The organism is Aquitalea sp. USM4 (assembly GCF_004328945.1).
Classification (GTDB): Bacteria; Pseudomonadota; Gammaproteobacteria; order Burkholderiales; family Chromobacteriaceae; genus Aquitalea; species Aquitalea pelogenes.
In genome coordinates this window covers 806,764-817,912 of sequence record NZ_CP029539.1, presented here as the reverse complement: position 1 = coordinate 817,912, position 11,149 = coordinate 806,764, and the positions used below count along the sequence as shown (strand labels likewise).

The window sequence follows — 11,149 nt, the reverse complement described above, 5'->3', positions numbered from 1 at the left end:
GTGCATTCAGCTGCTGCGATGGTTCATGTCAGAATAGCGACTGTCTGCATTTATTTCTGGAATGATCTTGGCGCTGTTGCTCAAGTCTTTGCTGGGTGCACTGGCGGTGGTGTTGATCAGCCTGTTGTCCCGCTCGCGCAATTACTATATCGCTGGCCTGGTGCCCTTGTTTCCCACGTTTGCCCTGATCGCCCACAATATTGTCGGCAGCGAACGTGGCGCACTGGCTCTCAAGACCACGGTGCTGTTTGGCATGTGGTCCTTGCTGCCGTATTTCGTCTACCTGTTCAGCCTGTATTGCCTGCTGGACCGTCTGCGCCTGCCGTGGGCGCTGGCGGCGGCCACTTGCAGCTGGGGTGTGGCCGCCCTGGTGCTGATATTGGGCTGGAGCCGCTGGCACGGTTAACGGGGCTGACTGGCATCGTCTGCTGGCTGCAGGTTGGCAAGAAAAGCGCTTTCATCTTCCAGACAGCGCAGGTCCAGCCACAACTTTCCGTCGTATAACCGCCCGATCACCGGAGAGGGCAGACTGCGCAATTGCTGGGCCAGTGCTTCCAGCGTGCTGCCGCGTCCATCCTGCGGGCTGAAGGTGATGGCCCAGCTGGGCAGGCGGTCCACCGGCAGGGAACCACTGCCGATTTGTGACAGGCAGGCGCTGCTGCCAAGGTCAAAACCGCCACCAGCGTAGCTACTCAGTGCCGGTAGCAGACGCTCCGCGAGCTGACGGATTTCAGCCTGCGGTCGGGTGAGGCGGCGCAGGGTGGGCAGCTGCTGTACCAGCTTGTCCGGCTGCAGGTACAGGCGCAAGGTGGCTTCCAGTGCTGCCAGCGTCATTTTGTCGCAGCGCAGGGCACGCTTGAGTGGGTGCTTCTGGATTTTGTCTATCCAGCTTTGCTTGCCGATGATCAGCCCTGCTTGTGGTCCACCCAGCAGTTTGTCGCCGGAGAAACTGACCAGATCGACGCCCTGCGCAATCATCTGCTGCGGCATGGGTTCGGCGGGCAGGCCATAGGCGGAAAGGTCCACCAATGCACCCGAACCCAGATCGGTGGCTACCGGCAAGCCATGCTCGCGGGCCAGCGTGGCCAGTTCGGCTTCGTTCACGCTGTGGGTGAAGCCTTCTATCTGGTAATTGCTGGTATGCACCTTCATCAGCAGGCCGGTGTCCGGTGTGATGGCCTGGCGGTAGTCACGCAGGTGGGTGCGGTTGGTGGCACCCACTTCCACCAGCTGGCACCCGGCTTGCCGCATGACATCCGGCATGCGGAAGGCGCCACCGATTTCCACCAGCTCGCCACGCGACACAATCACTTCGCGCCCGGCCGCCACCGTAGACAGCATGATCAGCACGGCCGCGGCATTGTTGTTGACCACGCAGGCGGCCTCGGCACCGGTCAGCTCTTGCAGCAGCGCGCTGATGACGCTGTCGCGATGGCCACGGCCTGCGCCGTCCAGATCGTATTCCAGTGTCACTGCTTCGCGCATGGCGTTGCTCACGGCGGCAACGGCTTCTTCTGCCATCGGCGCACGCCCCAGATTGGTGTGCAGCACCGTGCCACTGAGGTTGAACACCGGTCGCATCTGCACCTGCTGGCGCGCACAAACCCGCTGACTGGCGGCATGCGCCAGCTGTCCTTCGTCCTCAGCCCACTGCGGCAGGCTGTGTGTGCTGCGGATATGCTGGCGTGCTTCGTCCAGCGTCTGGCGCACGGCTTCGGTCAGTGCGGCATTGCCATGCCGGTCAATCAGCTTTTCCACCAGCGGGTGGTTGAGCAAGCGGTCTACTGATGGCAGGCGCGAATACAGGGTTTTCAGTGGCATGGTGGGTGTTCAGAAACGGGAAAAACGATAGAGCAGATACAGCAGCCCTACCAGGACCAGGTTGCCGGCTAGCCAGCGCAGCAGATGACGCCAGCGTGCCGATTGCGTGCCGAGTGCTTCGCAACGTTGCCGGTGCAGGGTGTTGGCAATGCATTGCCAGCCGCTCCAGGTGGATTCGGCAATATCGGCAGGCAGCGACAACAGGTTTTTTGCGTGATGCGGGTTGCTGGTGTGCATGGCAGTCTCCTGCGATTGGGTGGTCTTGCATTCTGGATACTAGCCGACTCCGAGCAGACATGGATAGCGATGACTGATCTGCACGTATAATGCGCCCATGACACAAGAAACCACGCCCCCGTTTGCCGGCCTGACGCCGGATGTGCTGCTGGATGCGGTAGAAAGCCTGGGCCTGCGTGCTTCAGGCAGCCTGCTGGCACTCAATAGCTATGAAAACCGTGTGTACCAGCTGGGCATGGAAGACGGCCCGCCGCTGGTGGCCAAGTTTTATCGGCCGGCACGCTGGAGCGATGCGCAGATTCTGGAAGAACATGCGTTCAGCCTGGCGCTGGCCGAGCGGGAAATCCCCGTGGTGCCGCCCATGTTGTTTGACGGGGCCAGCCTGCATGATTACCAGGGCATTCGTTTTGCCCTGTTTGCCCGGCGTGGCGGGCGTGTGCCGGAGCTGGGCGACAGCAATACGCTGGAGTGGATAGGCCGCTTTCTGGGGCGCATCCATGCGCTGGGCCAGGTGCAGCCTTACCAGCAACGTCCGGTGCTGGATATCTTCAGTTTTGGCGAGGAGCCGGTGCAGTATCTGCTGGATGCCGCGGTGGTGCCTGCGGATTTGCGCGAGGTCTATCGCGGTGTGGCATCGCAGGCGCTGGATGGCGTGCGACGCTGTTTTGACCGGGCCGGCACGGTGCGCCAGTTGCGGCTGCATGGCGATTGCCATCCGGGCAATATGCTGTGGACGGACGATGGCCCGCACTTTGTCGATTTTGACGACAGCCGCATGGGGCCGGCAGTGCAGGATATCTGGATGCTGCTGTCCGGCTCGCGGGAAGAGCAATCCGGCCAGCTGGCCGATGTCCTGGCCGGTTACGAGGATTTCTGCGACTTCAATTTGCGCGAACTGTATCTGGTGGAGGCGCTGCGCACGCTGCGCTTGCTGCACTATGCCGCCTGGCTGGCCCGGCGCTGGCATGATCCGGCTTTCCCGCTGGCCTTTCCCTGGTTTGCTGCCCCCCGTTACTGGGAGGAGCAAATCCTCTCACTGCGCGAACAGATCGCGCTGATGGACGAGCCACCGTTGTGGACGCTGCCCTAGCCTGAGCGGCGGCAGTGGCGTTCAGCCCGGTGTGCGTTGCGTCAGGTTCAGGCCGGGCTGATGCTGTTTGGCCCAGGGCAGCAACTGGGCAGCCGCCATCGGGCGGGCTATGAAATAGCCTTGTCCCAACTGGCAGCCACGCTGCTGCATGATGTCCAGGTCTTGCTGGGTTTCGATGCCTTCGGCCACGGTGCACAGCTGCATGCGGTTGCCCAGTTCGATGATGCTGTCGGTGATGGCCTGCAAATGCGGCTTGTCGGCAATGGCCGTCACCAGCGACTGGTCGATTTTCAGTTCGGTGAACGGAAAACGGGTGAGCTGCTGGAAGGTGGCAAAGCCGGTACCGAAATCATCAATCGACAGGCCGATGCCGGCCAGCCGCAAGCGCGCGGCAATGCCGATGGCGTCGGTCAGGCTGTCGGAGATGGCGGTTTCGGTAATTTCAAAGGTGATGTAACGCGCGGGCACCTTGCTGCGTTGCAAGCGCTTCTCCACTGCCTCGCTCAGGCTGCTGCCATGCAAGGAGCGGCCGGACAGGTTGATCGATAAGGGCAGGCGCAAGCCTTGCCGCGTCCATTCCTGCCACTGGTGCAGTCCCTGATCCAGCATGGACAGGGTGAGGTCGGTATCCCAGTCCTGTTGTTCGATGACCGGAATGAAGCTGGCTGGCGGAATCAAGCCGCAGTCCGGGTGCTGCCAGCGGGCCAGCATTTCAGCACCCTTGATGTGTCCGGTTTTCAAGTCGATCTTGGGCTGGTAGTAGGGAATGATGTGTCCCAGATCCAGCGCCTCGCGTACACGGGCCGGTTCGTACAAGGGGCAGGCTTCACGGTTTTTCCCGGCTTGCGGGCAGAGGCGTTGCAGCAAGTCCTGTAGCTGGTTCTTGTTCAGGGGTTTTTTCAGCCCGCCCAGCACGGGCAGGCCCAAACCGGCACCCATCAGCTCCAGGGTGGATATCAGCATGTAATCCTTGCCGGAGGTCAGGATGATGTGCGGCGTCAGCTTTTCAGCCGCCAGCTGCTGCATCACCTGCACCCCGTCCATGAGCGGCATTTCCAGATCAAGCAGCAGCAGGTCCGGCACGCACTGGCGCATCATGGCCATGCCTTCTTCACCGTTGCTGGCATGGCGAACGCTGGCAAAACCCAGTTGCTGGCAGATTTCGCTGGCCAGTTGTCGGTGCAAGTTGCTGTCTTCCACGATCAGGACATCTTGCATGTCGGCAGGCTGCATGCTGGGCGTCTCCTTCAGCGGCATATGGCCTTGGCGATATTGTCCAGTGGCATCACTTCGTCGGCAGCGCCCAGTTTGATGGCTTCCTTGGGCATGCCGAACACCACACAGCTGTCTTCATCCTGGGCAATGGTTTTGGCGCCTGCATCATGCATTTCCTTGAGTCCGCGTGCGCCGTCATCGCCCATGCCGGTCATGATGATGCCCAGTGCGTTGCGTCCGGCAAATTTGGCGGCCGAGCGGAACAGTACATCGACGGATGGCTTGTGGCGGCTGACCAGCGGCCCGTCCACCACTTCCACCTGGTAGTAGGCCCCGCTGCGCTTGATCATCATGTGCTTGCCGCCGGGGGCAATCAGTGCCCGGCCCGGCAGGATGCGGTCGCCGGTGGCGGCTTCCTTCACTTCGATTTCCGACAGGCGGTCCAGTCGTTCGGCAAATGATGCGGTGAATTTCTCCGGCATGTGCTGCACGATGGCAAGGCCGGGACAGGTGCGCGGCAGGGTGGTCAGAATGGCTTCCAGTGCCTGGGTGCCGCCGGTGGAGGTGCCAATGGCGACGATGCGCTCGGTGGTCTGGAACATCTGCTGCCCGGTGGGGGCGGCCAGCACCGCATCGGCCGACAGTTTGGGGCGGGTTTCCATCGGAGTGGGCGGCAGGGTGCGCATGCGGCTCATGCGGGCGGTGGCGGCCGCCTTGACCGCCTGCACCAGCAGGTTGTTGCTGTCCTGCAAAAACTGCTTTACCCCGGCGTGGGGCTTGGCAATCACCTCGACTGCCCCGGCGGCCATGGCCTGTACGCTGATGTCGGCACCTTTCTGGGTGAGGGAGGAGCAGATCACCACCGGCGTCGGTCGGCTGGCCATGATCTGCTTGAGAAAGGTAATGCCGTCCATGCGTGGCATTTCCACGTCCAGCACGATGACATCCGGCCAGCGCTGCTTCATTTTTTCCATCGCCACAATGGGGTCGGTGGCGACGTCCATCACGGTGATGCCGCTGCTGGCGGTAAAGATTTCGCTCAGTACCTGACGTACCACGGCGGAGTCGTCCACGATCATGACATTGATGCTCATGCTTTTTTCCTTTTTGTTGTCAGCGCTGGCAGCTCGCTTTCCTGGGACAGGCGAACCTGGACCTCACCTGTTTGCACATCCAGAACCACCAGGCGAGGACAGCAACCGCCCAGGCTTTCCGATTGCACCTGCAAACCAAGTTGTCGTGCCATCTGGCGTGCCTGCTCGATATTGTGCCCGGCCACATCGTGCTGATGATCGCCATCGGGATGGGCCAGTACCGATGCCCCGCCCAGCAGGTGGCACTGGAATTCATGTAGCGGCCTGCCGCAGCCCAGTACAGCGCGCAGCAGCAACAGCATGGCCTCTTCGCCGTAGCGGCCTGACAAGGTATCGCTCGGGCCATTGCGCCTGGCCAGCAGGTAATGACACATTCCGCCCAGTTGCAGCTGTGGATGCCACAGCACAATGGCCACGCATGAGCCCAGCAGGGTGCTGATGCGGACATGGCCTGCTTCAAATGCCCACTCCCCGGGATGGAGGAAAATCTCCTTGTCAGCAATGTTCGGCATGATGTTCTGACCGGTGGCTATCTCGCCCTGCCAGGCAGGGTGGGTTGCAACAAACTGCTTAACCCAATCTAGTTCACCGCACCGGTGATTGCCGCCTTTATCTGCTCAACACCCGGTTTCGCCAGACCGATCATCTCCTCCAGCGACAGCACTTGTTCCATGTTCAACAGCAGGATATGGCGGCCATCCTGCATGGCCATGCCGGCGATGAAGTCCGGCCGGATCGGGTTGCCAAACGGCGGTGGCGGCATGATGTCTGCCGCAGGCAGGCTGATGACTTCATGCACCGCATCCACCAGCAATCCCAGATCCTGGCCGCTGCTGGCAGTTGTTTCCACGATGACAATGCAGCTGCGGCGCAGCACGCGACCGCTGCCATGCCCCAGCCGCTGCGCCAGGTCGATGACCGGCAGCACGCTGCCACGCAGATTCATCACCCCGTGAATGAAGCCCGGCATTTGCGGGATGGTGGTGGGGCGCTGGTATTGCAAGATTTCACGCACCTGCAGGATGTTGCAGGCGAAGTATTGCGTGCCCAGCTGGAAGCACAGGTATTCGGTATCTGGCGATGTGTGCTGTTCAGTCATCGGCGGCTCCGCAGTCCGGCTCGGGGATAATGGCGGTCACATGCCGGGCCAGTGTGCCCAGGGTGTGGCTGCTCAGCAGCCGGTTGGCATCCAGCAACAAGGTGAAGCCCGTCGTTTCGCGGACCATGCCGGCCAGCATGCCAGTGGACATCAGGGGCTCAAGGGCAGGTGCCGCTTCAATGTCGTCGCGCTGGATGTCTTCCACCATCATCACTTCATCCACCAGCATGCCCAGTTCGCGGATCTGCAATGGCAGGGCCAGTTGCAGGATGATGATGCAGCTGCGCCGTTGCGGTTCGGTGGCGGGTAAACCCAGTCGCTGTGCCAGATCAATGATGGGCACGGCGCTGCCGCGCAGGTTGAGCAAGCCGCATAACGGGGCCGGCATGGTGGGAAAGGGTGTAAGAGGCTGGTATTCCAGCAGTTCGCGTACCTGATGCAGCAGGATGCCAAGCCGGGTATTCGCACAGCGAAAGCGCAGGTATTGCAGCACGACCTCGGCAGGGGCCGGGCTGTGCAAGTGCGTTGTCGTGGCTGGCGTCTGTCGCCAATGACGTGGGGCTCCCATGCGGTCCTGCCTAGTAAGTGCTGAAGCCGGAGGCTTGATGACGGGCGCGGGCAATGGGCGTGGCACCGTGAGGCTGCGCAGCCGTCTCGTCAAACTGGAAAAAACGCATCAGCGCCAGTAGATGTTCTGCCTGACTGCTCATTTGTTCGGCGGTGGAGGCCAGCTCTTCGCTGGCGGAGGCATTCTGTTGGGTGTTGCTGTTTTGTTGCTGTACAGCGCTGCTGATCTGGTTTACCGCAGTGGCTTGTTCGCTGGAGGCCGCAGCGATTTCCTGTACCAGATCGGCGGTGCGGCCGCTGGAGCGGACCATGCCATCCAGTAGCTTTCCGGTCTCATCGGCCAGTTCCACGCTGTTGGCGGCGACCTGACCGATTTCCTGGGCTGCAATCTGGCTGCGTTCCGCCAGTTTGCGTACTTCACCGGCAACAACGGCAAAGCCACGGCCGTGTTCTCCGGCGCGGGCGGCTTCAATGGCGGCATTGAGCGCCAGCAGGTTGGTCTGGTAGGCAATGTCATCGATGATGCCTATCCGGTCGGCAATCTGGCGCATGGCTGTGGTGGTATGGCGTACCGCATCGCCACCTTGCCGTGCTTCGCGGGCAGCTTGTTCGGCCAGTCCTTCGGTCACCCGGGCATTGTCATTGCTATGGCTGATGGCGGCGGACATCTCTTCGATGGCTGCGGTGGTTTCCTCGATGCCGGCGGCGGATTCGCTGGCCGATTGCGCAAGGGATTCCGACGTGGCATTCAGCTGCTGCGCGGCCGAGGCCAGGTTGGCGGCACCACTTTTCACTTCCAGAATGATGTCCCTGAGCGTGTTAACGGTACGGGCGATGGCATGCATCATGCTGTGCTTATCCCCCTTGCGCAGTGGCAGATGCACATCCAGCTTGCCAGCAGCCAGTTGATGCATGATGTGGGCCACTTCCTGCGGCTCGCCGCCCAGGGTACGGCGCAAGGAGCGAACGGTCAGCCAGGCGAGCAAGCCACTCAGCACGATGGCGGCAACAGACAGCAACAGCATGATGCGGTGAGCCTGCTGCATTTCCCGCTCACTTTCCTGCCTTGCCTGTGCGTTCAGTCGCAGCTCGGTGTCGTACAACTGGCGCAGCACTTCCATCAGCTGACTCATGGCGGGGGCCACTTCAGCCTGCATGATGCGGGTGGCTGCTTCCTTTTCATTGATGGCGGCTTGCGCTTCGGACTTGTCCATCAGGTTGAAGGCGACCGGTCGTACCCTGGCCAGCTGGTTCAACAAATCACGCTCCCGCTGGGTCAGCCCCGGTTCGGCCAGCATGTCGCGCTGGGTAAGCTGTTCGGTGTCCAGATAGCGCTGTTTTGCCTGATAGTATTGCTGGATCGCGGTGTTGATGGCGTGCAGGTCGGGGTAAATGATGATGTTGCGATAGCTCACCCGCAGCTCCTGTGCCTGCTCGATCAGTGAAGAAACTCGGGTGGCATCGCGGTCGTTGATTTGCATGTCGGCCAGCATGGCGCTGTTGCGGGCAAAGCCGTTGAGTGCAACCAGTACGCACAGGACCAGCAACAGCAAGATGCTGCCAAAGCCCAGACTCAACCGTGTGGTGACCCGCATGAATTTGGTTGATTTCATGTTGTTTTCCCCGCAGACAGAATGGTTGAGGGCGGATGGCCCAAGGCCGTTTGCTGATGCTGTGTGTATTCCAGGCTGCGTGCGTGCTCGCTCAGCGCCAGCACATCCAGAATGAGCGCCACTTCACCACTGCCCAGTATGGTGGAGCCGCTGATGGCTTTCAGATGCTGGAACAACGGGCTGAGCGGCTTGATGACGGTCTGGTATTCGCCATGCAGTGCGTCCACCAGCAGGCCCACCTTGTATTCGCCGGTCTGGATGATGACCACGTTCTGGCGGCGAGCCGGCTGGCCGTCCAGCCCCAGAAAACGGCGCAGGCACAGCAAGGGCAGCATTTCGCCACGCAAGTTGAACTGCCCGGCAGCAGTGGCGTTTTGCCAGCCTTGCGGCAGGGCAATGCATTCGGCGATGCAGTCCAGCGGAACGACAAAGGTGGCCGTACCCACCGTGACCAGAAAGCCGTCAATGATGGCCAGCGTCAGCGGCAGGCGCAGGCGGAAGGTGGTGCCAAGTCCGGCTTCGCTTTCCACTTCCACTGTGCCGCGCAGCCGGGCAATGTTCTGTTTCACCACATCCAGGCCTACTCCACGGCCGGACAGATTGCTGATGGTGGCCGCGGTGGAAAAACCGGGCTCGAAGATCAGGCGGTAGATTTCCTGTTCCGCCAGTTCCCGGTCGCCGGTGATCAGGCCGCGTTGTCGTGCTTTTTCCAGGATGGTGTGCTGGTTCAGGCCACGGCCATCATCGGCCACTTCAATCACCACGCTGCCGGATTCGTGATACGCATCCAGCCACAGGCGACCGGCTTCCGGCTTGCCCGCTGCACGGCGCTGCGCCGTGTCCTCGATGCCATGGTCGATGGCATTGCGCACCAGATGGGTCAGCGGATCGGTCAGCTTGTCCACCATGGACTTGTCCAGCTCGGTGTCCGCACCGCTGACAAACAGGCGGATGTCCTTGCCCAGTGCCTGGCTCACATCGTGCACCACGCGGCCAAAGCGGCTGAAACATTCGCCGATGGGCACCATGCGCATGCCCAGGGTCTGGCTGCGTATCTGTTCGATCAGTCCGGCCAGCACCGAGGTGGATTCCAGCAAGGGCGCATTGCCATGCTGTCTGGCCAGCAGATGGCTGGCTGCACCGGCAATCACCAGTTCGCCCACCAGGTTGATCAACTGGTCCAGCTTGGCTGCTTCCACCTTGATGAAGCGGCTTTCGTTGCTTTTGCCGGTTTTGGGCGTGTCTGTTGCCGCCACGGCTGCCGGCTGTACTTCATCAGCCCCGCTTGCGGACGGGCTGGCTGCCGGGGGCTGCCACAGGCCCCATTGCTGCCAGATTGCACTGGCCGCCTGTTGCTCGGCGGCATCCCCGGCGGACAGCGCCTGTTGCAAGTGGCTGTCCAGTTGCTGGCGCGGGCTGATGATGAACTGGCCATCTTCGCTGGCAAAGGCAAACACGCCTTCCAGCTGTGCGGCATCGACCGGGCCTCGGAATTGCACTTCCACCCGCAGATAGTTGCGCTCCGGATCAAACCGGTCCTCCTCGCCTTCTGTGGCCAGCCCCGGGCAGCAACTGGCAATGGCCTGGATTTCGCCCAGGGTGCCCAGATAGCGAATGAAGGACGCCGGGTCCATGCCGTTGCGTAGTACATCGGGCCCGAAGCGCAGTGACAGCAGCCAGTCGCTGCTGGGCTGCTGGGCCGGTGGCGGCTCCAGGTGCTCGCCGGATGCATACAGCAGTGTGTCGCTGCCGTGCTGCATCATCGCGGCGATATCGGCCAGTATGCTGGCCTGTTCTTCGCCAGAGGGCGGAATGCCGCCATCCAGTGCCGCCAGCTGGGCCTTGACGTGGTCATGGCAGCGCAGCAACAGGCCATCCAGTTCGGCGTCCAGCTGCAAGCTGCCCTCCCTCAGCTGGTCGAGCAGGTCTTCTACCTGATGGGTGAAGTGAACGATGTCCTCCAGCCCGAACAGGCCGGCCGAACCCTTGATGGTATGCATGGCGCGGAACAGTGCACCCAGCTGCTCTGCCGTGATGTTGTCGGCTTCGGCATCCAGCAGGATGCCTTCCATTTCCTCCAGCAGTTCGGCGGACTCCTGCAAGAAGGATTGCCGTGCCTGTTCAAGATCCATCATCGCTCTCCAGGCAGGCTTGCAATGCGCCAAGGCCCATCAGCCGGATAAAGCTGCGCACCGTCTGGCTGGGCTGGCTCAGCCGCAATGTGCGTTGCTGCCCTTGCTGCCGGGCCAGCAGCCATAACAGCACCTGGGCTGCAGCACAGTCCATTTCGTTGACCCGGGACAAGTCCAGTACCAGGTCGGCAGCGTCGCGGCTGGCCTCCAGTAGCTGCTGATGCAGGCTTGCTGCCTGATAGAGGGTCAGCTCAGCACCCAGCGTGATGCTCTTTTCCATG

Annotated in this window: 12 protein-coding genes; 2 read left to right on the top strand and 10 right to left on the bottom strand. The window is 61.7% G+C overall.

Annotated features, from left to right (window positions below):
- The first annotated feature begins 67 nt into the window (after window positions 1-67).
- Window positions 68-406, top strand: a complete 339-nt coding sequence (locus DKK66_RS03820) for a GlpM family protein (RefSeq protein ID WP_131355664.1) — start codon at window positions 68-70, stop codon at window positions 404-406.
- On the opposite strand, the gene selA is transcribed toward DKK66_RS03820, so the two are convergent.
- Window positions 403-1,821 carry an L-seryl-tRNA(Sec) selenium transferase gene (gene selA, locus DKK66_RS03815; protein WP_131355661.1) on the bottom strand — a complete coding sequence of 473 codons (1,419 nt, stop codon included), beginning with the start codon at window positions 1,819-1,821 and terminating at the stop codon, window positions 403-405. The two genes, DKK66_RS03820 and selA, sit on opposite strands and share 4 nt — an antisense overlap.
- 9 nt (window positions 1,822-1,830) lie before the next feature.
- On the bottom strand, window positions 1,831-2,058 hold the full coding sequence (locus tag DKK66_RS03810; RefSeq protein ID WP_131355658.1) for a hypothetical protein: 228 nt from the start codon (window positions 2,056-2,058) through the stop codon (window positions 1,831-1,833).
- 97 nt (window positions 2,059-2,155) lie between these two features.
- On the opposite strand from DKK66_RS03810, the gene DKK66_RS03805 reads away from it, so the two are divergent.
- Window positions 2,156-3,148: a serine/threonine protein kinase gene (locus tag DKK66_RS03805; RefSeq protein WP_131355655.1), complete on the top strand. Its 993-nt coding sequence runs from the start codon at window positions 2,156-2,158 to the stop codon at window positions 3,146-3,148.
- 21 nt (window positions 3,149-3,169) lie between these two features.
- Here the strand turns inward: DKK66_RS03805 and DKK66_RS03800 are convergent, their stop codons facing one another.
- From DKK66_RS03800 to DKK66_RS03765, 8 genes are all read right to left on the bottom strand, one after another.
- Window positions 3,170-4,381, bottom strand: coding sequence for an EAL domain-containing protein (locus DKK66_RS03800; protein ID WP_131355652.1), 1,212 nt, complete (start codon window positions 4,379-4,381; stop codon window positions 3,170-3,172).
- Window positions 4,382-4,395: 14 nt separating this feature from the next.
- A complete protein-coding gene (locus DKK66_RS03795; protein ID WP_131355649.1) occupies window positions 4,396-5,457 on the bottom strand; it encodes a chemotaxis response regulator protein-glutamate methylesterase in 1,062 nt (353 codons plus the stop codon).
- Window positions 5,454-5,969 (bottom strand): chemotaxis protein CheD, encoded by a 516-nt coding sequence (locus tag DKK66_RS03790; RefSeq protein ID WP_131355646.1) that lies wholly within the window; start codon window positions 5,967-5,969, stop codon window positions 5,454-5,456. The genes DKK66_RS03795 and DKK66_RS03790 overlap by 4 nt, the downstream gene beginning before the upstream one ends.
- Before the next feature lie 68 nt (window positions 5,970-6,037).
- A complete protein-coding gene (locus DKK66_RS03785) occupies window positions 6,038-6,556 on the bottom strand; it encodes a chemotaxis protein CheW (protein WP_131355643.1) in 519 nt (172 codons plus the stop codon).
- Window positions 6,549-7,124 (bottom strand): chemotaxis protein CheW, encoded by a 576-nt coding sequence (locus DKK66_RS03780; protein WP_131355640.1) that lies wholly within the window; start codon window positions 7,122-7,124, stop codon window positions 6,549-6,551. Before DKK66_RS03780 ends, DKK66_RS03785 begins: the two co-directional genes overlap by 8 nt.
- 10 nt (window positions 7,125-7,134) lie before the next feature.
- On the bottom strand, window positions 7,135-8,736 hold the full coding sequence (locus DKK66_RS03775; protein ID WP_131355637.1) for a methyl-accepting chemotaxis protein: 1,602 nt from the start codon (window positions 8,734-8,736) through the stop codon (window positions 7,135-7,137).
- Entirely contained in the window at window positions 8,733-10,871 is a 2,139-nt protein-coding gene (locus DKK66_RS03770; RefSeq protein WP_131355634.1) for a chemotaxis protein CheA, read from the bottom strand. The genes DKK66_RS03775 and DKK66_RS03770 overlap by 4 nt, the downstream gene beginning before the upstream one ends.
- Window positions 10,858-11,148, bottom strand: a complete 291-nt coding sequence (locus DKK66_RS03765) for a lipid asymmetry maintenance protein MlaB (RefSeq protein WP_131355631.1) — start codon at window positions 11,146-11,148, stop codon at window positions 10,858-10,860. Before DKK66_RS03765 ends, DKK66_RS03770 begins: the two co-directional genes overlap by 14 nt.
- Window position 11,149: the final 1 nt, after the last annotated feature.